At 51.0% G+C, this 25,120-nt stretch carries 22 protein-coding genes and 2 tRNA genes; 17 read left to right on the top strand and 7 right to left on the bottom strand.

Going from position 1 to position 25,120, the window contains the following annotated elements; translation table 11 throughout:
- Window positions 1–611: 611 nt before the first annotated feature.
- The 11 genes from CRO57_RS15550 to rsgA all read left to right on the top strand — a co-directional run bounded on the left by CRO57_RS15550 (window position 612) and on the right by rsgA (window position 12,027).
- Window positions 612–1,058, top strand: a complete 447-nt coding sequence (locus CRO57_RS15550; protein WP_097154377.1) for a rhodanese-like domain-containing protein — start codon at window positions 612–614, stop codon at window positions 1,056–1,058.
- Window positions 1,059–1,235: 177 nt separating this feature from the next.
- Complete coding sequence (dnaA, locus tag CRO57_RS15545; protein WP_097154501.1) at window positions 1,236–2,714, top strand: chromosomal replication initiator protein DnaA; 1,479 nt, start codon at window positions 1,236–1,238, stop codon at window positions 2,712–2,714.
- A 184-nt stretch (window positions 2,715–2,898) separates the two neighbouring features.
- Entirely contained in the window at window positions 2,899–4,017 is a 1,119-nt protein-coding gene (gene dnaN / locus CRO57_RS15540) for a DNA polymerase III subunit beta (protein ID WP_097154376.1), read from the top strand.
- A gap of 97 nt (window positions 4,018–4,114) precedes the next feature.
- Window positions 4,115–5,353 carry a DNA replication/repair protein RecF gene (gene recF, locus CRO57_RS15535; RefSeq protein WP_342068283.1) on the top strand — a complete coding sequence of 413 codons (1,239 nt, stop codon included), beginning with the start codon at window positions 4,115–4,117 and terminating at the stop codon, window positions 5,351–5,353.
- Window positions 5,350–5,760 (top strand): c-type cytochrome, encoded by a 411-nt coding sequence (locus tag CRO57_RS15530; RefSeq protein WP_097154375.1) that lies wholly within the window; start codon window positions 5,350–5,352, stop codon window positions 5,758–5,760. The genes recF and CRO57_RS15530 overlap by 4 nt, the downstream gene beginning before the upstream one ends.
- Before the next feature lie 160 nt (window positions 5,761–5,920).
- Window positions 5,921–8,347 carry a DNA topoisomerase (ATP-hydrolyzing) subunit B gene (gene gyrB / locus CRO57_RS15525; RefSeq protein WP_097154374.1) on the top strand — a complete coding sequence of 809 codons (2,427 nt, stop codon included), beginning with the start codon at window positions 5,921–5,923 and terminating at the stop codon, window positions 8,345–8,347.
- Between the two features lie 71 nt (window positions 8,348–8,418).
- Window positions 8,419–8,844 carry a cupin domain-containing protein gene (locus CRO57_RS15520; RefSeq protein WP_097154373.1) on the top strand — a complete coding sequence of 142 codons (426 nt, stop codon included), beginning with the start codon at window positions 8,419–8,421 and terminating at the stop codon, window positions 8,842–8,844.
- A 238-nt stretch (window positions 8,845–9,082) separates the two neighbouring features.
- A tRNA-Asn gene (locus CRO57_RS24800) sits at window positions 9,083–9,154 on the top strand.
- Between the two features lies 1 nt (window position 9,155).
- Window positions 9,156–9,220: transfer RNA gene (locus CRO57_RS15510), tRNA-Leu, on the top strand.
- 383 nt (window positions 9,221–9,603) lie between these two features.
- Window positions 9,604–10,752 (top strand): slipin family protein, encoded by a 1,149-nt coding sequence (locus CRO57_RS15505; RefSeq protein WP_342068282.1) that lies wholly within the window; start codon window positions 9,604–9,606, stop codon window positions 10,750–10,752.
- 195 nt (window positions 10,753–10,947) lie between these two features.
- Complete coding sequence (gene rsgA, locus CRO57_RS15500; RefSeq protein WP_244580115.1) at window positions 10,948–12,027, top strand: ribosome small subunit-dependent GTPase A; 1,080 nt, start codon at window positions 10,948–10,950, stop codon at window positions 12,025–12,027.
- A gap of 57 nt (window positions 12,028–12,084) precedes the next feature.
- Here the strand turns inward: rsgA and CRO57_RS15495 are convergent, their stop codons facing one another.
- The 6 genes from CRO57_RS15495 to CRO57_RS15470 all read right to left on the bottom strand — a co-directional run bounded on the left by CRO57_RS15495 (window position 12,085) and on the right by CRO57_RS15470 (window position 17,822).
- On the bottom strand, window positions 12,085–13,068 hold the full coding sequence (locus CRO57_RS15495) for a quinone oxidoreductase family protein (RefSeq protein WP_097154371.1): 984 nt from the start codon (window positions 13,066–13,068) through the stop codon (window positions 12,085–12,087).
- 208 nt (window positions 13,069–13,276) lie between these two features.
- Window positions 13,277–13,705 (bottom strand): alternative ribosome rescue aminoacyl-tRNA hydrolase ArfB, encoded by a 429-nt coding sequence (gene arfB, locus CRO57_RS15490; protein WP_097154370.1) that lies wholly within the window; start codon window positions 13,703–13,705, stop codon window positions 13,277–13,279.
- 26 nt (window positions 13,706–13,731) lie between these two features.
- A complete protein-coding gene (locus CRO57_RS15485) occupies window positions 13,732–14,550 on the bottom strand; it encodes a TerC family protein (protein WP_097154369.1) in 819 nt (272 codons plus the stop codon).
- A gap of 69 nt (window positions 14,551–14,619) precedes the next feature.
- The gene (locus CRO57_RS15480; RefSeq protein WP_097154368.1) at window positions 14,620–16,065 is read right to left on the bottom strand and encodes a dihydrolipoyl dehydrogenase family protein; all 1,446 of its coding nucleotides are present in this window, start codon (window positions 16,063–16,065) and stop codon (window positions 14,620–14,622) included.
- A gap of 64 nt (window positions 16,066–16,129) precedes the next feature.
- Window positions 16,130–16,954, bottom strand: coding sequence for a TVP38/TMEM64 family protein (locus CRO57_RS15475; RefSeq protein WP_244580114.1), 825 nt, complete (start codon window positions 16,952–16,954; stop codon window positions 16,130–16,132).
- Window positions 16,955–16,961: 7 nt separating this feature from the next.
- Entirely contained in the window at window positions 16,962–17,822 is an 861-nt protein-coding gene (locus CRO57_RS15470) for a DUF547 domain-containing protein (protein ID WP_097154366.1), read from the bottom strand.
- A gap of 459 nt (window positions 17,823–18,281) precedes the next feature.
- Here CRO57_RS15470 and rpmH point away from each other — a divergent pair, with 459 nt between their 5' ends.
- The 6 genes from rpmH to argB all read left to right on the top strand — a co-directional run bounded on the left by rpmH (window position 18,282) and on the right by argB (window position 23,638).
- Complete coding sequence (rpmH, locus tag CRO57_RS15465; protein WP_068311851.1) at window positions 18,282–18,416, top strand: 50S ribosomal protein L34; 135 nt, start codon at window positions 18,282–18,284, stop codon at window positions 18,414–18,416.
- Between the two features lie 93 nt (window positions 18,417–18,509).
- Entirely contained in the window at window positions 18,510–18,887 is a 378-nt protein-coding gene (rnpA, locus tag CRO57_RS15460; RefSeq protein WP_097154365.1) for a ribonuclease P protein component, read from the top strand.
- 109 nt (window positions 18,888–18,996) lie between these two features.
- Complete coding sequence (yidC, locus tag CRO57_RS15455) at window positions 18,997–20,805, top strand: membrane protein insertase YidC (RefSeq protein WP_097154364.1); 1,809 nt, start codon at window positions 18,997–18,999, stop codon at window positions 20,803–20,805.
- A gap of 284 nt (window positions 20,806–21,089) precedes the next feature.
- Window positions 21,090–21,767: a CatB-related O-acetyltransferase gene (locus CRO57_RS15450; RefSeq protein ID WP_097154363.1), complete on the top strand. Its 678-nt coding sequence runs from the start codon at window positions 21,090–21,092 to the stop codon at window positions 21,765–21,767.
- 98 nt (window positions 21,768–21,865) lie between these two features.
- Complete coding sequence (yihA, locus tag CRO57_RS15445; protein WP_097154362.1) at window positions 21,866–22,582, top strand: ribosome biogenesis GTP-binding protein YihA/YsxC; 717 nt, start codon at window positions 21,866–21,868, stop codon at window positions 22,580–22,582.
- A gap of 147 nt (window positions 22,583–22,729) precedes the next feature.
- Window positions 22,730–23,638, top strand: coding sequence for an acetylglutamate kinase (argB, locus tag CRO57_RS15440; RefSeq protein WP_097154361.1), 909 nt, complete (start codon window positions 22,730–22,732; stop codon window positions 23,636–23,638).
- 67 nt (window positions 23,639–23,705) lie between these two features.
- On the opposite strand, the gene CRO57_RS15435 is transcribed toward argB, so the two are convergent.
- On the bottom strand, window positions 23,706–25,019 hold the full coding sequence (locus tag CRO57_RS15435) for a cytochrome-c peroxidase (protein ID WP_097154360.1): 1,314 nt from the start codon (window positions 25,017–25,019) through the stop codon (window positions 23,706–23,708).
- Window positions 25,020–25,120 lie beyond the last annotated feature (101 nt).

The following is a 25,120-nucleotide window of genomic DNA, read 5'->3' as shown; positions in this document are numbered from 1 at the left end:
ATGATATGCCTTCTCAGCCCTGAATTGGATCATTTGGTATCCGGATTTTTGCCTAATATAAAATAACCATATATATCAAACACTTGTTTGAATTTCACTAAAGATGCGATTCTTGCTGATCGATTCTTACAAGGTCAATATGGTACGGCAAAAAAAAAATATGCGGTGAGAGTCTTGTCAATTGCGCAGACGAGGGCTTCCGGGATTGCTTTGAGTCGCAACATGTTAGGTCTGGTCAAGAGATTGGTTAAAAAAGTTTTAAACTTTTTGATCCCTTCTCAAAGCAAAGAATCTGGTTGTGAGTCTGTTGCGTGGAATGAGAAGGCTGTGTATTGTCAAACTACTGTAAATACAAGGTTAGAGAGCAACGTCACGTAGCAAGTCTTAAACGTTACGAACGAAAACAGGCTCAGTATTTCTTGTGGATTTCGTATGAGTTCGGCTAGTATTTTCTGGACATCACCTGTGAGCAGCAGGTCGAAATCTTTGTCTTACATCAAGACAGGCAGTATTTGACGACAGACGCCTTCCGGTTTTCTGTCCTGCTCATAGCAAAACGGCGTTCTAACAGTTACAAACAACGGTGCCAGTCGCCTGTTGTGAGGGTTTATATGTCAAATACCGGTTTTGATTGTTATGCAGGTGATATCTGTACTCAGGAGGCCTGGCAGATATTGGAGCATAACAATAAGGCGGTTCTCATTGATGTCCGAACTCATGCTGAATGGAGCTTTGTCGGGGTTCCTGATCTGACGGGACTTGGCAAATCTGTTTTGCAATTGGAATGGCTTTCCTATCCTGCCATGCAGGTTCATGCCGATTTTGGGGAGCGGCTGCTGGAAATGCTATCCGAACATGGTGCTGACCAACAGGCGCCTTTGTTGTTTCTATGTCGCTCCGGGGTCAGAAGCCGGAATGCTGCCATCGTCATGACAAAGGACTGGTCCGGGCCATGCTACAATGTTGCTGGTGGTTTTGAGGGTGATCTTGATGCCGGGGGGCATCGGGCGACGGTTTCGGGATGGAAAAAAGATGACCTGCCCTGGCGACAATTTTGATGAAGATTCCGAATTGCCGAATTGCGCGGCATAGGATAAGACACACAGTCTGGTCAGACTTACCCACTGATAAACGGGACCTCTGGCTGAGAAACAAACGAGCTGTTGAAGCGGCTAGCACACGAAAAGAAAACGATTATGCAGCAAACGGCCACAAAGGGAAACGCGGAAATGGAGATGGGTGCGGCAGCTCATCAAGCTTTTCAGGAGGCTGACTCCCCAAAAGAGGAGCCTTCAGTGAAAGTTGGCAAAGAAGAATGGGATCGTGTTAAATCACGGTTGCGTACAGAACTTGGTGAAGATGTATTTTCCAGCTGGTTCGCCAGCGTGGAATTGGAAGGCGAGCAAAATGGCCTCGTCATCCTGTCAGTCTCGACCCGGTTCCTCAAATCATGGATTCAATCGCATTATGGTGAGCGCTTGATGGCGCTTTGGCGTGAAGAGTGTGAGCATGTGCGACGCATTGATCTTTATGTCCGCGGTGCGGTGCGACCAAAACCAGCCCCGACCAAGACAGCAGCCCCTAATCCCGCAGGCAATGCAGCGGTTGGTGGTATGGCTGGAGCAGCCGGACTTGCCGGTGCACAGGCTAGCGAAAATGATCAACTTGGCGGATCTCCACTTGATCCACGCTTGACGTTCGAGACCTTTGTCGTTGGTCAATCCAACACTCTGGCCCATGCAGCGGCCAAGCAAGTGGCTCTGGCTCAACCAGGTCAGCCGGTTTCTTTCAACCCTCTCTTCCTGCATGCCTCTGTTGGCTTGGGTAAAACCCATTTGCTGCAAGCTATTGCCTGGGAAGCAAAGCGTTCCAATCCTGGCGCAAAGGTCCTTTACCTGACCGCCGAGCGCTTCATGTATTCCTTTGTGCAGGCTCTGAAAAGCCAGTCTGCACTGGATTTCAAGGATACTTTGCGCGACATCGATATTTTGCTGATTGATGATCTGCAATTCCTGCAAGGCAAGAGCATTCAGCAGGAATTCTGTCACACGCTGAACAGCCTCATTGATGGTGCACGTCAGGTTGTTGTGGCTGCGGATCGCCCACCGGTTGAACTGGAAAGTCTGGATGAGCGCGTACGGTCTCGTCTTGCCGGTGGTCTGGTCAGCGAATTGCAGCCTTTGGAGAAGGAACTTCGCCGTTCCATTCTCTCCGACCGTGCTCTGCAGGCATCCCGCCGTGATCCAAATCTGGCTATTCCAGATGTCGTACTGGATCATGTTGCAGGTATCATTCGCTCCAATGGCCGTGATCTGGATGGTGCCTTCAACCGCCTGATGGCTCATAATCAGTTGACTGGTGCTCCGATCACCATCGAAATGGCCGAGCAGGCCCTGAAAGATCTGATCCGCTCCAAGGAGCCACGTCGTATTCGCATCGAAGACATCCAGCGTGTTGTCTCCAAGCATTACAACGTATCCCGTTCGGATCTGCTTTCATCCCGCAGAACCCGCACTATCGTGCGCCCACGTCAAATCGCAATGTATTTGTCCAAAATGCTGACCCCTCGCTCTCTACCCGAGATCGGGCGTCGGTTTGGCGGTCGCGACCATACCACCGTGTTGCATGCAGTACGCAAGATCGAGGAATTGTCGTCGTCTGATACCACGCTGGCACAAGAAATCGAGATGCTGAAGCGTATCATTTCCGAATAGGAAATGTTCTGGCATTCCTTGCCGTGACGGCACGGTTAAGAATGTTGCTGATAAGCTGTGAAATAGAAGGGGATTGCACCATTTTTGGTGCAATCCCCTTGCTATATGGGTCACAACACGTCAAAGTTTCGGTCCCCATTGCGGGGCTGTATTGAGTTTGGAAAAGAAAAGGGAAGTGAGGGATATGAAAGTCACTCTCGAACGGGCGGACCTTTTGAAGTCGCTAAACCATGTCCATCGTGTTGTTGAACGTCGCAATACCATCCCCATTCTCTCAAATGTCTTGTTGAAAGCCGAAGGTGGAGAACTGGTTTTCAAGGCCACCGATCTGGATCTGGAAGTGCTGGAAACCGCTCCTGCCATGGTGGAAGCACCGGGTGCAACGACTGTTCCGGCTCATATGCTGCATGACATCGTCAAAAAACTGCCCGACGGCACTCAGGTGACTTTGACCCTCAGTGAAGATCAATCCAGCCTGTCAATTGACGCTGGTCGCTCACATTTCACCTTGCCGGTCCTGCCAATTGCCGATTTCCCAGACATTACTGCTGGTGAATTCAGCCATACCTTTGCCATCCCGGCACGAGATATCAAAAAACTGATCGACCATACCCAGTTTGCCATCTCTACCGAAGAGACCCGTTACTATCTGAACGGGATTTATGTGCATACTCTGGATGTCGATGGCGAGACATTGTTGCGTGCAGTTGCCACCGACGGTCACCGTTTGGCACAAGCTCAACTAAGCGCTCCAAATGGTTCTGCTGGCATGCCAGGCATTATCATCCCTCGCAAAACAGTTTCCGAAATTCAGAAACTGATCGAAGATCCGGATGCGGATCTTGCCGTGGAACTCTCCGAGGCCAAAATTCGACTGAAAATAGGCTCCGTTGTTCTGACATCCAAACTGATTGATGGCACATTTCCTGATTACGAGCGCGTCATTCCAAAAGGCAATGACAAGATCTTGCGCGTCGAGAACAGCCTGTTCGCACAAGCCGTGGATCGCGTGTCGACTGTTTCCAACGAACGTGGTCGCGCCGTCAAGCTCTCACTCGAACAAGGCCGCCTGGTTCTGAGCGTTTCCAATCCTGAATCCGGCACTGCAACAGACGAATTGGCGGTTGATTATGGCTCTGACGCCATGGAAATCGGCTTCAATGCCCGTTATTTGCTCGACATTACCAATCAACTGGAAAGTGATAGCGCTCAATTCTCTCTGGCTGATTCCGGATCCCCTACTCTCATTCAGGATGAGGGTAGCATCGGCACCCTTTATGTTCTGATGCCGATGCGCGTATAGGATGGTTTGAATTTGCGTTCATCATGCGCAATGATACAAAGGGGCAGTGAATGCCCCTTTTTTGATTCCTGAGTGGCTTCAAGCCTCAGCAGGACTGATGGATTCTTTGACCTTCATGCAAGATCGCAACAACCAGATGCAGGATCCCATACTGACCGATGAGGTCTATTCTGCTGACGAGATTGAGCATGTATGGATTTCGTCCATTCAGCTAAGCGACTTTCGCAATTATTCCTCTCTGTCACTTAGGTTGCGAGATGCTCACGTGGTGCTGAGTGGTGCCAATGGTTCGGGCAAGACCAACTTGCTGGAAGCCATTTCTTTTCTGTCCCCGGGGCGCGGTCTGCGCAGAGTCAGCTATCCAGATATTGCGCGCGAAAATGGTCCGGGAAGCTGGGCAATGGCGTCGGAGCTTCATGGCGATTATGGCGAAACCAAGCTTGGTGCTGGCCTGCAACCCGGTCCCAATGGGGATTTGCAACGCCGCATTCGTGTCAATGGTGCCAATATCAAATCCAGCGAACGCCTTGGTGATCATGTCAGCATTCTCTGGCTCACGCCCATGATGGACAGCTTGTTCACGGGTCCGGCATCGGAAAGACGCAAATGGCTGGATCGGATGGTTCTTGCCATCGACAAAAGTCATGGCAGCCGGGTCAATGCATTTGAGAAAGCCATGCGCCAACGCAATCGGCTATTGGATGAAGCTCCGCATGAGACTGTCTGGCTTGAGGGCATCGAAGCACAAATGGCAGAATTTGGTGTCGCCATTGCAACAGCACGTTCGGAACTGGTAAGTCTGCTCATTCAGTCCATTTCTCATTTACACAGTGCTGAGACCGCTTTTCCCATGGCGCAAGTTGGCCTGAATGGCAATTTGGAAGAAAAAGCCTTTCTCATGCCGGCCATTGAATGCGAGGAAACCTATCGCGAACAATTGGTGCAGATGCGTGGACGGGACCGTGCTGCGGGGCGTACCCTGGAAGGTCCTCACCGCTCGGACCTTGCGGTCAATCATGTTGGCAAAGAGATGCCGGCGGCCAAATGCTCGACCGGCGAGCAAAAAGCTTTGTTGCTGGGTATCGTTTTGGCCCATGCGCATCTAGTGGCCAAACGCAATCAGAAAAGCCCGATTGTTCTGCTGGACGAAGTTGCCGCCCATCTGGATGAAACGCGGCGGCTGGCACTCTTCGATATTCTCGACCGTCTTGGTTGTCAGGCCTGGGTGACAGGTACCGATGATCCTGTATTTGCCCCGTTGGGAGAACGCGCTCAGCGTTTCATTGTCGACAATGGCCAACTGACACCAGTTTTGAGCGAGGAAGGCGACAGATGATGAAGCCGCAAAAATTGATGATGTTTGCTATACTCATTGTCATTGCGGCACTGCTGGCTCTTCAATCTGGAAAAGAAGGCGAAAATGACGGTCCTTTGCATGGCAATGCCTTTTCGCTGGATACTGATAAAATCCGATCAGACGGCCTGCGTCTCTATAACGGTGCCTGTATTCAATGCCATGGCATTGAAGCGCGTGGCTCAAGTTTCGGCCCGCCCTTGGTGCACGAGATATACAGGCCATCCCACCATAGCGATCAGGCTTTTGCGCTTGCTGCCTTGCAAGGTGTCACAGCGCATCATTGGGATTATGGCGACATGCCGGCAATTGAGGGAATCAGCCAGACTGATCTGGCCATGATCACAGCCTATATTCGGTATTTGCAGCGAAAAGCAGGCATAAAATAAACTCTATTGTGCAATAAAATGCTCGCAAATATGGCTTTGGGGCTTCTCTCTCCACAATTGCCCGCAAAGGGTTGATTTCACAGCCTCCCATTGGTTGATCGAGACGCGAAACCACGTATAAGTGAAGGGTTACCCCTTTATCCGAGGATGACTGATTCGCATGAGCGAGACTGAACAGAATTCCGGCGCTGAATATGGCGCAGACTCCATTAAAGTTCTCAAAGGCCTGGATGCGGTGCGCAAGCGCCCCGGCATGTATATTGGCGATACTGATGACGGCTCTGGCCTGCATCACATGGTCTATGAAGTGGTGGACAATGCCATCGATGAGGCCTTGGCTGGTCATGCCGATCTGGTGACTGTTACACTCAATGCTGACGGTTCCGTGACCGTAACCGATAACGGTCGTGGTATTCCGACTGACCTGCATCCGGAAGAGGGAATTTCCGCTGCGGAAGTGATCATGACCCAGCTTCATGCTGGCGGCAAGTTCGACTCCAACAGCTACAAGGTTTCCGGTGGTCTGCATGGCGTAGGCGTCTCGGTGGTGAATGCTCTCTCAACCAAGCTCATCTTGCGTATCTGGCGCAACGATCAGGAGCATGAGATCGAGTTTTCTCATGGTGAAGCTGTCAGCCCATTGAAGGTTGTCGGCCCTGCAAATGGCAAGAAGGGGACGGAAGTTACCTTCTATCCAAGCGATGAGACCTTCACTCATATCGAGTTCAAATTCGCAACCCTTGAGCATCGCCTGCGCGAACTGGCCTTCCTCAATTCCGGCGCACGTATCCTGCTGACCGACAATCGCAGTACAGACCCTGTCGTCGAGGAAATGTATTACGAGGGCGGTCTGGAAGCTTTTGTGACCTGGCTTGATCGTGCCAAGAAACCTTTGATTGAAGCACCCCTGTCTGTGACAGCTGAGAAAGACGGCATCACCGTAGAAGCCGCACTTTGGTGGAATGACAGCTATCATGAAAATGTGCTGTGCTTTACCAACAACATTCCGCAGCGTGATGGCGGCACCCACTTGGCCGGTTTCCGTGCCGCTCTGACCCGTCAGATCACCGGTTATGCAGAAAGCTCGGGTCTTTTGAAACGTGAGAAGGTCAATCCGACCGGTGATGATTGCCGTGAAGGCCTGACTTGTGTGCTGTCCGTTAAAGTACCTGACCCGAAATTCTCCTCTCAGACCAAGGATAAACTGGTCTCGAGTGAAGTTCGTCCGGTTGTCGAGAATTTGATCAATGCTGCCTTGAAGGAGTGGCTGGAAGAGAATCCATCTGAAGGCAAGATGATTGTCTCCAAGGTGGTGGAAGCCGCCGCCGCTCGTGATGCGGCCCGTAAAGCGCGTGAATTAACCCGCCGGAAGGGTGCGTTGGATATCGCTTCCCTTCCCGGGAAGCTGGCCGATTGTCAGGAACGCGATCCTGCCAAATCAGAATTGTTCCTGGTGGAGGGTGATTCCGCTGGTGGCTCTGCAAAACAGGGACGCTCTCGCTCCAATCAGGCAATCCTGCCGCTTCGTGGTAAAATTCTCAATGTCGAGCGTGCACGCTTTGACAAGATGCTGTCTTCGCAAGAGATCGGTACGCTGATTACCGCTCTTGGTACTGGTATTGGCAAGGAAGAATTCAAGCAGGAAAAACTGCGCTATCACAAAATCATCATCATGACGGATGCTGACGTAGATGGCGCTCATATCCGTACCCTGTTGCTGACCTTCTTCTTCCGTCAAATGCCGGAGCTGGTAGAGGCCGGCCATCTTTATATTGCTCAGCCTCCGCTCTACAAGGTCAAGCGTGGGCAGTCCGAACAATATCTGAAGGATGAGCGCGCCTTTCAGGATTATCTGATCGATGCCGGTCTTGATGAGGCCGTTCTGATTTCTGGTGTTGGCGTTGAACGTGCTGGTCCTGATTTGCGTGGTTTGCTGGATGAAGCCCGCAATTTCGGCTCCATTCTGGATGGTCTGCATTCGCGTTATAATCGCAGCGTCGTTGAACAAGCTGCCATTTCCGGACTGCTAGACCCAACATTGACTGACGATGCAGCCAAGCAGAATATTGCCCTTAATGAAGTTGCTCAGCGTCTTGATTGGGTAGCGGAAGAGACAGAGCGCGGTTGGTCCGGAAGCATTCAGGATGATGGCGGTTATTTGTTCGAGCGCGAAGTGCGTGGTGTGCGTGAAGTTGCCATTCTGGATCCTGCCCTGTTGCAATCTGCCGATGCCATCAAGCTGAATCAGCTGGCTGCCGATCTTTCGGGAAGCTTTGGAGAAGGCACATTGATGCGCCGCCGTGAGAAGGAATATTCAATTCACGGACCAATTTCCTTGCTCAATGAGGTTTATGCCTTGGGTCGCAAGGGTATTTCCATGCAGCGCTACAAGGGGCTGGGCGAGATGAATGCCGAGCAACTTTGGGAAACCACGCTGGATCCGGAAGTGCGCACTCTGTTGCAAGTCAAGGTTCAGGAAGCGGATGACGCGGATGATATTTTCGCCAAGCTGATGGGCGACGACGTTGAACCGCGCCGGGCTTTCATTCAGGACAATGCCTTGAATGTGGCAAACCTCGATATCTAACGGGAATTGGGCCAGATGCAAATCTGGCCTTTTTCATTTCCAGATTTTCCGCAAACCATATTGAATCTCTCATGACCAGTGCCGAAGAAATTATTACAGCATTGAACATGCAACCACACCCCGAAGGCGGCTATTATGTCGAAACCTTTCGCGATCATGACGGACCGCAAGGGCGTGGTTATTCAACCGCCATCTATTACCTGTTGGAAAAAGGTGATCGATCCCACTGGCACAAAGTTGATGCCACGGAAATTTGGTTCTGGCATGCAGGGTCACCTCTTGAGCTTTGCCTTTCCTCTGATGGGAAAAGCATGACACATCATGTTCTCGGTTCCGATATAATCGCCAATGAACGCCCGCAAGTCATTGTTCCCAAAGGTGATTGGCAATCTGCACAAAGCCTTGGCATTTGGACACTTGTCAGCTGCACAGTTGCACCAGGCTTTGTCTTTGAGGGGTTTGAGATGGCTCCACGTGACTGGTCTCCAAAGGCTTGAACAGCTTCCAAGCCAAGGCTATCCGGCACTTAATCCCCCCTCCATGATTGTGATGTTTTTGCAACATTAAGATCAACTTAACTAATGGTTGCGGTTTTTCTGTTGCAGCTTTTTTCTCATGAGCGTATCTCAGCTCTCCCGATCACGACGATGACGGCATCAACGGCAGGAGTTTTCGCCTCCGCCCACATAGTCGGCCCTGCTTTTCTATGTATGGATGTGTCAACTCGCTCGGGATGCACAATGAGTTCGCGGCGAACGTCGGGGTGTTTCTCCGAAGGGGTGGGTTCGATTCCCACATTTTGCACCATGGATAGCTCAATGGGTAGAGCAACAGATTCAGGTTCTGTCGGTCGAAGGTTCGAATCCTTTTCCACTTGTTGATTTAACCATCAACCACACGCTTTAAACGTGTTTCATTTCATCCGGTTTGAAGACCGGTTTGCCGAAGGCCGATTGAGGAACTTCAAAGTTTTCTTGTGACGTCAGAGGCCAATTGCTTGCCGCCGCTCAATGGTGACGGGTAAGCCGCATGATACTCCACAATCGATCTGGATCGATGGTGCAATTTCATGCCGCATGCTCCACTCCCGGCGATCCGCAGCATCCGACTGTATCGGTCTTCAGACTTCTTTCCACCTCTTATCCGGCTGATCACTCATTCTGCGATCAGTCTAACGTCCATTCCCGTTTTGGGAATCCCAATCTATTGAAAGGATTGTCGTTTCATGACTTGACCAGCATGACGAAGGAGTATGTATGATGAACAGATATTTGAATTATTTGATGGGACGCAAACGTGTCCTTGTGAATGAAAATGAGCGAGTTTTGGCACTTTATAAAGGTGAAATTCTGGGCATCTTCGAGCCCGGCGAACATCTCTTACCTAACCGTCATGATAGCCTCGACATTCAACGCCACAATCTGAACCACCCTGCGGTGACCTCGGATTACGAGAAGATCCTGTTCGCCAAACTGCCTGAAGTCGCTGAGAAGCATTGGATGACATTCCAAACTGGTGCTGATGATGTCACCATCATTGAGCGAGACGGCACGGTCTTTCGGGTTTTGGGTCCAAACCAGAAGCTGGTTGTTTGGCAAGATTCAGGCCCTTGGGCTGAGACACGCTTTGACATTGCCAACGGCTCGAAGGTTCCTGCCAAATGGTTGTTGCGCCTTTTTCGTGAACAGAAACTGGATCAGGTGATCCTCTTGAATGTTCCAAACAATCAGGTTGGATTGCTTTATATTGACGGTGAGTTGGTAGAACAATTGCAGACAGGCCGACACGGTTTTTGGAGAGATGGTCGGTCAGTTGACTTCAAGCTTGCAGATTTGCAGCGCAACCCGATTGATGTCAGTGGTCAGGAAATGCTGACCAAGGATCGGGTGACAATTCGGGTCAATATCTCCGCCGACTATTGCCTGATTGACGTGGTCAAGGCTGTGTCGACTGTCTCTGATTTCAAGGACACGATCTATCGTGCGCTTCAATATGCCTTTCGGCGTGACATTGGGACCATGACATTGGACCAGATCCTGGAGGCCAAGACATCGATCAGTAGCGATACTGGCGAGGCTATCCGCAAGGAGCTCGCAGAGCTTGGGATCGAGGTTTCCAATATCGAACTGAAGGATGTCATCCTTCCTGGTGAAATGCGGGAGATCCTGAACCAGGTTGTCGCAGCTGAAAAGGAGGCGCAGGCAAATGTCATTCGCCGACGGGAGGAAACGAATGCTACACGTTCGCTTTTGAACACGGCCAAAGTCATGGCAGAAAATCCTGTCATGTTGCGCCTGAAAGAGCTGGAGGCTTTGGAGCATATCGCAGACAAGGTCCAGATGTTGACAGTGCATAATGGTACCAATGGTTTGATGAACGACCTTGTCAAATTGCGTGCCGATTAGATAAGATAGGCCGTCCGGATCTTTTCGGACGGCTTTTTTGCTTACTCCAACCGTTACCCTGAAGGAGGACTTTATGATTGTAAGTGTCGCCCTCCGGGCAAAAGACATCTAGACCAGATGTTTTGCTTGCCTGGATCATCCCCGCTCTGGCGATAGCTTGAGTGGCAGGTATTTTATGTTTTTCAGGACAAGACAATGATGTCTTCCAATTCCGGGTCTTTTGATAGCAATAACGGACCTTCTCTCAATGATTTGGGCTTCGGGCCCTTTTTCATGAGCCAACTCGATATGATCGAGTTGGAAACTCTTACTCCTTTTCGTATTTCTGAAATCCAGCGATCCATTGTCGTCGGTCTTGGCGATGGTGGCACGCGACCCTTGCGCACACCACACAAAGTGCCAACCTCTGCTTTTGCGGTGGGTGATTGGGTATTGGCCGATGAGGGAGATCAGATCACACGGCGGCTGGATCCTCGATCAGAATTGAAACGTCGCGGTGCTGGCACTGATGTCAGCGAACAATTGATGGCTGCCAATATCGACAGTCTGTTGATCGTCACATCCTGCAACGAGGATTTCAATCTGGCACGGATCGAGCGCTTCCTGGCTTTGGCAAAGGACGCCGAAGTGACCCCGGTGGTCGTCCTGACCAAGGTCGATTTATGTGATAATGCGGATCGTTACATTTCCGATGCCGGTGATCTGATGGACGAACTGGATGTGATTGGGGTGAATGCCAAAAGCCCGGATGCTCTGGATGCCCTCTCTCCATGGTGTGGCAAAGCCCAGACCCTTGCTTTGGTTGGGTCCTCAGGAGTTGGGAAAACCACCCTCCTCAATGGTTTGACGGGTCGTCAGGAAGCCACTGCCGCCATTCGCGAGAATGATGCCAAGGGACGGCATACCACCACTTATCGCTCGCTTCACCCCGCTCTTGGTGGAGCATGGGTGATCGACACACCCGGCATTCGTGCCTTGCGTTTGCATGAGAAAAGCACCGGCATCGAGCAGGTCTTTGATGATATTTTTGAGCTTGCTACCCAATGCAAATTCAATGATTGCAAACATGAAAGTGAACCCAAATGTGCAGTTCAGGCCGCAATTGCATCGGGTGAGCTGGAAGCTGAGCGATTGGAACGTTGGCGCAAACTTGAGCGCGAGGACAATCGTAATACCGAGACGATTGCACAATCCCGCAAGCGCTCCAAGGAATTTGGCAAGATGGTGAAATCGGTCATGACCGACAGCTATGCACGGAAAGGGCGCACCAAATAACATGAAAAAGCCCTGTTAGTTCAGCAGGGCTTTTTTTCTTGAGTTCTTATTTATCTATCAAGGCACCAAAATGATAGAGCCTGTTGTCAGGCGGGCTTGCAGATCCTCATGGGCTCTTGCTGCATCCTGCAGGGCATATTCCGCAGGATCCGCAATTTTGATGCCACCAGCCGAGATCGCGGCAAAGAAGTCATTGGCTGCCTGCTCCAGATCCGGGCGCGTCGGAATATAGTCATACAATGTTGGGCGGGTCACGAAGAGCGAACCATGGCTGGCCAGAATGCCCAGATTGACACCATCGACCGGGCCGGACGCGTTGCCAAAACTGACCATCAAGCCACGGCGATGCAAGCATTTCAAACTATCTGCAAATGTATCCTTGCCCACCCCGTCAAAAACGACCGGTAGCTTGGCACCATCCGTGATCTGATCAACCTTCTCAGAAACCACATCCTTTCGGTAATTGATGATGTGATCGCAGCCAAGCTTGCGGACCAGATCTGCCTTGTCATCAGACCCCACAGTGCCGATCACTTCGACGCCGATATGTTTCAGCCATTGCACAGCCAGAGTTCCAACTCCGCCAGCTGCCGCGTGGAAAAGCACCGTTTCGCCCGCCTTGACCGGATAGATCTGGCGAATAAGATATTGTACCGTCAGGCCCTTCAGCAAGGAAGCTGCGGCTTGCTTGGATGAGATAGAATTGGGAAGTAGAACGGCGCTGTCAGCAGCAATCACATTATGCGTGGCATAAGAGCCAATGGGGCCGGAGCAATAAGCCACCCGGTCACCGACCTTGACATGCTCAACGTTCTCTCCGATGGCTTCCACCACACCCGCCGCTTCACCTCCAAGACCGGACGGAAGGGATGGAACCGGATACAGGCCGGTTCGGTGGTAGGTATCAATGAAATTGACGCCAATTGCCTCATGACGCACCAAAATCTGACCTGCTTGAAGCGTCGAGATATCGCGCTCTTGAAGCTTCATTTGATCCGTGCCGCCATGGGCAGCAATTTCGATGCGTTGCATTTTTGACATATGAGGGCCTTTTCCGAACTGGATCTTTCGCAAAAACCTGTCTGATGATGGCGGCATCATCAAAAAGGCTTTTTGAACTTTTTTTCAAGCGAGTACTTATCCGAAAAGTCTGTAACTTTTCGGGAACGCGCTCTGATGCGATGAATTGGGAAAAATAGCCTATGAAATGCCACTCACCCTGACAAGTCTAAACACACGACCGAATGGATCAATCGTAAGAGCCCTTGGAACGAAGTTTCTTAAGCGCTCCGCGTTTGGTCTTGGAATCCATACGGCGCTTTTTACTTCCCTTGGTGGGCTTGGTTGCAATGCGTCGCTTGGGTCGATAGGAGGCTTTCTCGATCAGGGCGATCAATCGCTCAATGGCTTCTTCACGATTGCGGGCTTGTGTCCGATGGGTTTGCACCTGCATGACCAGCTCACCCTCTTGCGTCATCAAATGGGACGCCTGTCTGCGTAAATTGGCTTTGATATAGGTGGGCAAGGAAGGCGAACGACCTACGTTGAAACGCAGTTCAACTGCGGTCGAAACCTTGTTGACATTCTGCCCACCCGGGCCAGAAGCCCGGATGAAGCGTTCTTGAATCTCATCGGCATCCAGAGACAATCCATCCTTGATGATGATGCGCTCCGACATGTCCGAATACTCCTTGAGAATTTTCCTTAGCTCGCAGTTTTCGCCGCTTCAGTCTTCAGCTGTATCTCGTGCTCACGCTGCGCCAGAAGCTTTCTCTGGTAGCGGCCCTGCACGATATCGACAATCACAAGGATTGCCAGCACGAAATAGAAGGTAGACTTGGCCATAGCTTCCACTTTGTAGCCAAAGAAGGTCAGATGCGCCAAATGCCCGCCTTCCGAGATTAGCATGATACCGACAATGAAGAGAACGAACAGGCCGAGCACTTCATACATACGGTTTTTTTGCAAAAAGTCGGAGACTCGATCCGCCAGATAGATCATACCCAGACCAGACACGACAATTGCAGCGGCCATAACGATGAAGACATTGGTCAAAGCCATGGCAGAGAGAATGGAATCGAAGGAGAAGATCAGGTTCATGACCACGATCCAGGTGATCGCACTTGCTACCGAACGTGTCGCTTTGCCGGCGGCATGACCTTCAAGATCATCAATGGCAAGCATATGCATGATTTCCTTCACTGCCGTATAGATGATGAAAGCACCACCAATCAGCGTGATAAAGGCATGAACATTGACCTCACCTTCCACGATGCCGGTCCAGTGAACGGAGAAGAAAGGCGTTTGAAAATACTGAACGGCGGACAATATGGCGAACAGCAATACCAACCGCAGCAAAATAGCCAGCCCAATACCAACCTTGCGCACCATGGCTTGCTTGTCAGCCCGTACACGCTTGGATTCGATCGAGATATAAAGAAGGTTGTCAAAGCCCAGTACGGCCTGCAGGGCGGTGAGCATAAAAAAGGTGAAAAGATTGTCGAGGGAGAAAAGTTCGGCCATGGCGTCTTCCATGCTTAAGAAGACACCATAGCAAACCGCACACCCATATTTCCGTGCCGATGGCGCCTTCTATCCAAAAAACTTGAAGAAGGAAATTGTCCGCCGAATCATTGGTTTCTTCGGCAGATCGCCATAATAACTGATCGCCGCGCGACGTCCAATCTCGGACAGAGTAGGATAAGGAGAAATATAACCAGTGATGGCTTTGACATTCATCTTCTGAGAGATGATCAAAGACCACATATTGATCATTTCACCAGCATTTTCACCAACAATGGATGCTCCCAGAATGTTGCCACGCTTGTCGGTCACGATCTTGATCAGACCAGCTGTCTTGCGTTCAGCTTGCGCGCGATCATTCTCGCCATAAGGCCAACGAAGAATGCGAATGTCACGATGCTTTTGCTTGGCCTGCTCCTCATTCATACCGACATGGGCCATTTCTGGTGCGGTATAGGTAACCCATGGAATGATATTGCGGTTTTCGCGAGCCGTCATACGGAAGAGAATGGAGCGTATCACCAAACCGGCGTGATATCCGGCAACATGGGTGAATTGCAGACCACCGGTCACATCGCCGATGGCGAAGACGCGACGATTGGTGGTTTTCAGGGTATCCTTGACCTTGATGCCGCGCTTGTCATAGGTAATATTGGCTTTTTCCAGATCCAGACCATTTACATTTGGCGCACGACCAGCCGCAACCATCAAATGGGTTGCCTCCAGCACATCCTCCTCGCCGTCTTCACCTTCCAAAATGATCTTGGCGCTGTGATCGAAAGCTTCATCGCCTTTCTCAACACGCAGGATCTTGGCACCTTCACGCAGCTCCACACCGTCACGACGAATCTGATCGATTACCACTGCAGTAAGCTCAGGGTCATCTTTGCCCAGAACATTGAAGGCTTCCAGGACTGTTACATCGGTGCCCAGACGGCGTTGTGCCTGCGCCAATTCCATACCGATAGGGCCGCCACCGATGATGACAAGCTTCTTTGGCTGCTCCGTCAGATCAAAAACGGTTTCATTGGTCAGATAATTGACATCATCCAGACCTTCGATTGGCAGTTTGGCTGCGGAAGAGCCCGTTGAGATGACGAAATGACGTGCTGTGATCTCGGTCTTGCCATCGGCCGTTACCACGGTTTTGGCATCCTTGAACTTGCCGGCCTGCTGGATAACCTGCACACCAAGTCCTTCGAAGCGTTCGACAGAATCATTGGGTTCGATCGCCGCAATGACCGAATGAATATGGTCATGTACTGCCTGGTAGTTGACCTCTGGCTCACCTGCACTGACACCAAACTTCACCGCATCACGAATGGTCTGGGCCTGCTTGCCTGCAGCAATCATGGCCTTGGAAGGCACACAACCATAATTGAGGCAATCACCACCCATTTTGGCCTTTTCCAACAAAACCACTTTTTCACCAAAGGCAGCGGCAGCGGCGGCGACAGAAAGGCCGCCAGAACCGGCGCCAATCACACAAATATCTGCTTTAATCTGTTCGGTCATGATACAGTTTCCTTGTTGGGCAGCCTGTCCAACAGTGCCCGATTCTTTAAAAATTTTTCAGGGTCTATTTTTCGCTTCTGCGTTTTTTGACGGCCTTCAATACCGGTGGGATTAGCGAGACCACACCCAGTGCTACGAAGGCAGCAATCAATTCCGGTGTGATAATCGCAGATGTATCCAGCGTCACGGTGCAGCTTGGATCCGCCGCGCAGGCTGGATTGGCGGCATGTTGGGCTTCAATCACACTGTCCAGACCAGAACCGATGAAAGCATAAGCAAAAGTGCCGGGCAGGATGCCAAACAAGGTGGCAAAGAAATAGGAACCCAGGCGCACATTGAACAGAGCCGGAGCAAGATTGATCAACCAGAATGGGAAGAGCGGAACAAGGCGCAGGAAAAGCAGATAATTGAAAGCATCTTCACGAAAGCCTTCCGCAAATCGATCAATGAAACCGCCTGCCTTGGAGCGTAGAGATTCGCCAAAAGATGAGCGCGCTGCCAGAAAAATCAGGGATGCACCAATGGTTGCCGCAAGAACTGTCACCGCACCGCCAACGGCCCAGCCAAAGAGGAAACCACCGCCAATGGTGAGGAAAGATGCCCCTGGGAAAGACAAGGCCACTGCAGCAATATAGGCAAGGGCAAAACCACCGACCATGAGCAGATAATTCTGCTCTACATACCCACGCAGCAATTCACGGTTTTTGACCAGCGAATCGAGCGAGAGATATTGATGCCATCCTTGCGAAAAACCAACGGCCATCAAAATGACGATGACTGCAAGAGGGCCCCATTTCTTGGCAAGGGTCGAGGCATTGGAAGTCTGATTCATGTCCGGTGTGCTTGCGCTATCCATCGGAGCATTTGCTGATTGTTGTTGATCGTGCATGTCGTTATCACCGGGCATCGTTTAAGGACCAATTATAAGCATAACCATTGATTGATTTGTGTTTGCTTAATGCCTGTTTGAGTTTGGGGCTTGCATATCGTTGCCAATGGGCAATCAATTGCCTGGTGGATCCGAAATCATCGTCATACCAATCATAGATTTTTGACGCCTTGATTCCCCTGGCAGACACGGCAACACCACGCGGGTGATTGATATAGTCGCTCGCAGCCTTGTTAAGCTGGGCATCAATTTTTGAACCCTTGAATGCTTCCGTCAGCAGATTGGGACACCCAATCGAGGCGCAGTTGAAGCCATAGTGCAGGCGAGGGTCTCTCCATATTTTACGAGCGATATTGTGCTCGATATCATCGAGAGACAATTTCTTGCCGCCTACCGTCACCAGTTTCTTCTTCCATGGACCAGAACCAAAGAAACCACCACCAAGCTTGATATCCTTGATGGATTTGACTGGATAACGATTCACCACCACATCCAAGGTCTTGGCGTTGTAAAGGTTGATCCAGAAAGCTTTGGCTGCGTTGGAAGAGAGAGACTTGACCTTCACCGCTTCCATACGCGTGATATAGGCCTTCAACGCAGAATGCTGGCTTTTCAACCCGCGATAGTTGACCCGGTTCAGACCATCACGCCCCTTTACCACATAGCGTTTCAAAAGCGCACTATAGTCGGAATGATCAAGACTTCCCGATCCGTTTGCCTTGAAATGCGAGGCCAGCGAAGCAGCCTTGGCGGGGGCTGTGATCATACCCATTGCCAAGGCTGCCATCACAGCAACAAGCGCGACTGACGTTTGTTGCTTCTGGTGCGGGGACTTTATCGCCTTCATATTCGGGATCGGAGCTGACATCGGGGCCTCTTGTTCCAATATTATATCTGGTTTGTAAACGCTTGTGCGCCGCTTCTTCCTTTCCCTATATAGCGGGAAAATCTGCGTTTGTGGGGCTCCTCACCGTCATTTGATCCGCAGCTGATGCCCCCCTCACGCTGCTGTGATAAGGATGCTGTTTCCGCTCACCAGCGCGGTAGAGGATTCGAGAACTCTGTGAGGGAGAGTTGGCAGAAATCGGCGCTTTTGTATTTTGGACGGCCTGTTTTAACCTTTTGTTAGGTAAAAGAGGGGGGATGGGGATAGAAATATCTGCAATTGGCGCTGATTGCAGATTGACTCATCAGCCACATCTCCGTATAAGCCGAGCCAAGTGTATCAGGATCGTCTGCTGCGTCCCGCTTCGGGGCGCTCTTTTTCTCTGATCTTGATGGGATTTGAAAAAATTCAAAAAAGGGGCCGCGAAAGCGGAAAAAGCCCATGAAACGGACTTATCAGCCAAGCCGACTGGTGCGCAAGCGCCGCCATGGCTTCCGGGCGCGTATGGCAACCAAAAATGGCCGTCAGGTCTTGGCACGCCGCCGGGCAAAAGGACGCAAGCGTCTTTCAGCTTAAGACTAGCACATCAACCGCCCACCATTTCGGTTCGGCGGTTTTTGTGTGTCTGGAGCCTTGTGCTGACTGGCGCTCAACCAAGCGAGAAAGATCATGCTTCGGTTAAAGAAACGCGCCGAATTTTTAACCGCGGCGAAGGGTGTGCGCATCCCTCGCCGCGGTTTCGTACTTCAAGCAGTACGCCGAAAACCAGAAGATCCGGGTCCCGCGCGCGTGGGTTTCACGGTGACAAAAAAAGTTGGCAATGCTGTTGTACGAAATCGAATCAAGCGCCGATTGCGCGAGCTTGCCCGCCTTCATGGACCGAACCTCATGGCGGATGGTCAGGACTACGTTCTGATTGGCCGCCGGGCAGCTCTCCATCTGGATTACGACCAGTTGATTGCGGATTTTCGTGGCGCAATTGGGCAAGCAGCCAAAAAGCAGCGTGGCTTTAACCGAAAGCCCGGTGCCCGCAAGGTTGAAAACTAGAGCGCTTGAACTATTTGTGAGTTTTAAGCATGGTGCTGTGCAAGATCCCCTTGCTAGCATCATTCATACCGTCCAGCCGGACGACAGGATAACGGGATGAAGACGGTCGATGGAAAATAATCGCAACTTTTTCCTTGCAATTGCACTTTCCTTCTTAGTGCTTTTGGGATGGCAATATTTTATTGCCGGCCCGCAAATGGAACAGGAAAAGGCTCGTCAGGAGCAGCTGGCAGCTGAGGCAGCCAAGAATACGGCTTCTGGTCAGCAAGATGGCACAATTCCAGCTCCTGCAGCAGGAACTGCCGCAGTACCGGGTACAGAGACTGCAGCAGTGCCAGGTTCGCCCCAAAGCACCGAAGCTGTTCTGGCCGAGACCAGCCGGATCAAGATCGAGACGCCCAAGCTGACCGGTAGCATCAATCTGACTGGCGCACGCCTTGATGATTTGCATTTGAGCACCTATCGCGAAGAATTGTCAAAGGACAGCCCAACGATCACCTTGTTGGCACCTTCTGGTTCCGACAAGGCCTATTATGCCGAGTTCGGCTGGGTGGATAGTTCTCGCAACCTGAAACTGCCAACCGCTCAAACCGTCTGGACTGCTCCACAAGGCGCAACCCTGACACAGGCCACCCCATTGGTTCTGACTTGGGATAACGGCGAAGGTTTGCTCTTCACACGCACGATCTCTGTTGATGCCAACTATCTGTTCACAGTGGAGCAGATTGTCGAAAACAAAACAGATTCAGCCGTAGCCCTCTTCCCTTACGGACTGGTTTCTCGTCACGGTCAGCCACAGACCACAGGTCTGTATATCCTTCATGAAGGCCTTATCGGTGTTGCTGGTGAAGAGGGTCTTCAGGAAGTTGATTACGAAGATCTGGTAGAGACCAAGCTGGAAAAGCCAGCCAAGGTTACCGATGGCTGGGTTGGTATCACTGATAAATATTGGGCAACAGCCCTGATTCCGCCACAGGGTCAGGGTTTCCAACCAACTTTCCGCTATTCCGATGCATCTGGCAAACCTGCTTTCCAGTCGGATTATCTGGGTGATGCCGTTGGAATTGCTGCAGGTAGCACTGCGAGCTTCAAGACCAACCTGTTTGCCGGTGCCAAGGAAGTGGATGTTCTGGAACAGGTTCAAGGTGTTACCAATGCCAAGAATTTCGATCTGATGATCGATTGGGGCTGGTTCTACTTCATCACCAAACCAATGTTCGTAGCCATTGACTTCCTGTTTGGTCTGGTTGGCAACTTTGGTGTTGCGATCCTTCTTATCACCGTTCTGGTCAAGCTGGTCTTCTTCCCGTTGGCAAACAAATCTTACGCTTCCATGTCGAAGATGAAGATGCTTCAGCCAAAAATGGAAGAGATCAAGGAGAAGCTTGGTGATGACAAGCAGGCTCAACAGAAAGCCATCATGGATCTGTATCGCGAAGAGAAGGTCAACCCGCTTGCCGGTTGTTTGCCAATCCTCATCCAGATCCCGGTTTTCTTCTCGCTCTATAAAGTGTTGTTCATCACCATCGAAATGCGTCATGCGCCTTTCTTTGGCTGGATTCAGGATTTGTCTGCGCCCGATCCAACCAACATGTTCACCCTGTTCGGTCTGATTCCGTGGGATCCACCAAGCTTCCTCATCCTTGGCATCTGGCCTTTGATCATGGGTATCACCATGTTTGTTCAGATGAAATTGAATCCGGCGCCGACCGATCCGACCCAGGCGATGATCTTCAACTGGATGCCCGTAATCTTCACCTTCATGCTGGCTACCTTCCCGGCTGGTCTGGTGATCTATTGGGCGTGGAACAACACCCTGTCGATCTTGCAGCAGGCAACCATCATGAAAAAGCATGGCGTGCCAATCGAGATCTTCAAGAATATCAAAGGTACGTTCAAAAAACCTGCTGCCGATTAAAGGCATACAGTATGTGATTTTCAAAAGGCGGCCTTTGGGTCGCCTTTTTTTGTTGCTTTTTTGCAGCATGCCGAGTGCGATCTGTTTTAACTCTTGCAAAGGATTTGGCCATTTCCAGATTCAATGATAGCGTTTGATATCTTTTCTCCTGACTGGGTTCCAAGGACAGGTTCGATGACCAACTGATCTATTTGTAGGCATGTCCCAATCATTTTCTCACCACCCTCAATCCGGATTGGGATTGCTTATTCGTATGTCTTTTTCATTTTGAACAGGTCAGTTTCATGCATCCTCATGACTATTCATCGGGCCAGATTGGTCCTGATCCAATGAGCCCGTTTCCCATTGCCGGGCACAAACGCGTTGGCTTTCTCAAACCCTTGATCAGAAATCCCCTCATCGAAGTGGGAGACTACAGCTATTATGACGACCCGGAGGGGCCGGAGCATTTTGAAGAGCGCAATGTGCTCTATCATTTCGATTTTCTGGGTGACCGACTGATCATCGGAAAATTCTGCGCCATTGCCACCGGCACCCGTTTCATCATGAATGGCGCCAACCATGACATGCGCGGCTTCAGCTCTTATCCCTTCGGTGTCATGGGCGGTGGTTGGCAGGAAGGCTTTGATCTTGACGGATATAGAGAACAGAGTCGCGGCGATACCATTATTGGCGATGATGTCTGGATCGGTCGGGAAGCGACTATTCTACCGGGTGTCGCCATTGGCTCGGGCGCCATTGTCGCTGCTGGGGCCATCGTCAGTCGGGATGTTCCGTCCTATGGAATGGTTGCCGGCAATCCGGCAGAACTCATCCGACTACGGTTTGAGGAAGAAATCGTTGATCGTTTGCTGGCACTCAGTTGGTGGGACTGGTCACCGGAACTGATCAGTAAGCATCGAGAGGCCATTCAAGGATGCAATATCGAAGCGCTCCAAGCAGCTACATGCGCGCTTTCTTAGCCAAATGACGCATAATGTCTTGCAGGTGGGCCTTAATCCGGCTAACCAAGGCCGACATTCAGATGCCCACCTGCAGACCGCAAAGTTGGATATAATCCATGACCGATCCGAACCAACCAGTTTCCTCCGCTCATAAAGAAGAACAGGCCAACCTTGCGGCATTGGTGGGTGAGGCAGAGCTGGATCCCGGTGTGGTAGAGCGTGGCCGCAAACTGTTTGCCCAAAGCTGGGACTTCATGTGGGGCACCAAGTTCTTTCACCAGCTCCCTCCCATTGAAGGCGTGGAAATTGCCTTTGCCGGTCGTTCCAATGTTGGGAAAAGCTCTCTTTTGAACGCCATTACTGGCCGCAAGTCGCTGGCTCGCACCTCCAATACTCCTGGCCGTACCAAGGAGTTGAACTTTTTTCGCCCGGAGAAAGATCCGACACTCGTGATCTGCGATATGCCAGGGTATGGCTATGCCCGTGCATCCAAGAAAGAGGTCGCTGCATGGAACGAACTCATTCTGGACTATCTGCGCGGTCGCCCAAACCTGCGTCGTGTCTATGTTCTGATTGATAGTCGTCATGGTTTGAAGCCAAACGATATAGAAGTCATGGATACGCTCGACAAGGCAGCAGTCAATTATCAGGTTGTTTTGACCAAAGTAGACAAAACAAAACTGAATGATCTTAAAAAGATCATTGGAAAAGTAGAGCTGGGTTTGAAAAAAAGACCAGCAGCTCACCCGGAAGTCTTACTCACATCTTCTGACAAGAAAATTGGCATTGCACGCCTTCGGTCCGAAATGCTGCTTTTGTCCGAAGGGCTGTAGATTGTGCGAGTTGATCGGGAGCTTTCTGAGGTCACTCTTAAGGCAGCAGAAAATGCCGAATTAAAAGCTTAACTCCCTATAATCCATTGCAATTGGGGTTTTCGAAGGCTATAGAGCTAGTACTGTAATTCCACATTGAGTTTGATCATGTCCGAGCCAGAAAATCAGCAAGCCCAGAAGCCTCATAACCGCGCCAAGGTCATCTCCGAAGCCTTGCCTTACATGCAGCGCTATGACGGAGAGTCCGTTGTGGTGAAATATGGCGGTCATGCCATGGGTGATGAGGATCTTTCTGAAGCCTTTGCACGCGATATTGTGCTGCTCAAGCAATCCGGAGTGAAACCGGTTGTCGTGCATGGCGGCGGTCCCCAGATCAAGACCATGTTGTCTCGTCTGGGTATTGAAAGCGAGTTCAAGGGCGGTTTGCGCGTCACCGATCAGCGAACTGTGGAAGTGGTGGAAATGGTGTTGGCCGGTTCCATCAACAAGAGCATCGTTCGCAATATCAATGCGGAAGGTGGTCGCGCCGTTGGCCTATGCGGCAAGGATGGCAATATGGTGATTGCCGAAAAACTGACACGTACCATTCGCGATCCTGATAGTTCCATTGAAGAAGTGGTTGATCTTGGTTTCGTGGGTGAGCCCAAGAAAGTGGATCGCTCTGTCATCGACATGGTGGCCAAGGATGCCCTGATTCCGGTAATTGCACCGGTCGCACCCGGTGCAGATGGTCATACATATAATATCAATGCCGATACCTTTGCTGGTGCCATTGCCGGTTCAGTCAATGCCAAGCGGCTATTGTTCCTGACCGATGTTCCCGGTGTTCTGGACAAGAATGGTACGCTCATCAAGGAACTTACCATCAAGGAGGCCCACGCCCTGATTGCTGATGGCACCATTTCCGGTGGCATGATCCCGAAAGTCGAAACATGCATCGACGCGCTCAACCAAGGCGTGGAAGGGGTTGTCATCCTGGACGGGAAAGTCCCTCATGCCGTCTTGCTGGAACTGTTTACTGAGGGCGGCGCCGGTACACTCATCAAGCATAATTAAATTTGGTTCTACATCTGAAGCTCAAAAGGCTGCCAAAAAGGCAGCCTTTTAACTAGTTGATCTTGAGTCAGAAATTCAGTTCGGACACATCCCCCGACAGGCTTTTCAGAAAAGCCTCCAAGTCTTCGATATCCTGACTGTTCAAAGCCTGATCGCGCAAGATTGTCAAACGCCTTTGGTTTTGTGCTTCACCGACAGACACCGATGAGATTGCGAGATCATCGGAAGGGTCATCACTGATGACTTTCCCCAGTTGCGAGACCGCCATGATGCGGATTGCCTCCTTCAGATCCTTCACCGCGCCATTGTGAAAATAGGGCCCGGTCTGTGCGATGTTGCGCAGACTTGGTACGCGCCAAACCGATGGCTCTCCGTCGACCAGAAGATCGTATTTTGTGACATAGCTATTGTCAGCAAAAACCGGGAAGGATCGGTAAGTTCCGATATTCTTCACCTGACCTGCGGCCGAAAAAACCGGATCAATATGACAAGTCCGGCATCCCACTTCCTGAAACAGTGCCATCCCCCGCAATTGCTGAGCATTAAGCGCCGTATCATCTCCGGCAATGAAACGATCATAAGGCGCATTGGGCGTTATCAATAGTCTCTCATAAGAGGCAATGGCTTTTGCGATAGCATCAATATCGATCCTTGCCTCTTGGCCGAAGGCCCGTTCAAACATTGGTGCATAATCATCATTGGCTTTGACCCGCTCTTCCACGGCTTGCCAATGTGGCATCGCCATTTCCACCGGATTGATGAAAGGCTGTTTGGCCTGATCTTCCAGACTTGCTGCCCGACCATCCCAAAAGAGCCGCGTCAGGAAAGCGGCATTCAGGACCGTTGGTGCGCTCACGCCACCCTTTTGCCCGCCAACTCCCGTTGAAACGGGGGCATTATCATCTCCGCCAGCTTCCAGATCATGACAAGAGGCACAGGAGACCGTGCGGTCAATGGAAAGATTCTTGTCAAAGAATAGTTTCTTGCCCAATTTGGCTTTGGCCAGACTTTGCGGATTATTCGCTGGAGCCTTGGCAATTCGAGGCAGTGCCTGCCAGGTGCTCCAGTTGCCTGATTTTGCCAATTGGGCAGGCAAGGTTACGACCTTGGTTGACTTGGGAGACTGAGGCGGCAAAGGCACTGTTTGCGCCAATCTGGCTGACGCCAGGTTTGGGTTGGTCGCCTCCAGATAGAGGATGACACCTGCTTTGATGGACAAAGCAAAAACACCCAAACCAAGGCCACATGCCAGAAATAGTCGACCCTGTCCGCCCAACCTTACTCTTTGAGCCAGTTCTTTGGAGACCAGCGCCAGTGCGAGCATTCCCAACCCGAGGGCAGAGAACAGGATCATCATCAATTCTATATTGGGTCCATACATTTTCTCTCTCCCAAAAATCAGGAAAGATGCCCTGCCAGCTTTGTTCTGAAGTGCGTCATGATTGGCCTCGGGGAGAGGGCCGAAGCTGGCAGGGCAAGAGG

The sequence above is a fragment of the Cohaesibacter gelatinilyticus genome (genome assembly GCF_900215605.1).
Taxonomy (GTDB): Bacteria; Pseudomonadota; Alphaproteobacteria; order Rhizobiales; family Cohaesibacteraceae; genus Cohaesibacter; species Cohaesibacter gelatinilyticus.
This window is presented reverse-complemented; position numbering and strand designations above follow the sequence as displayed.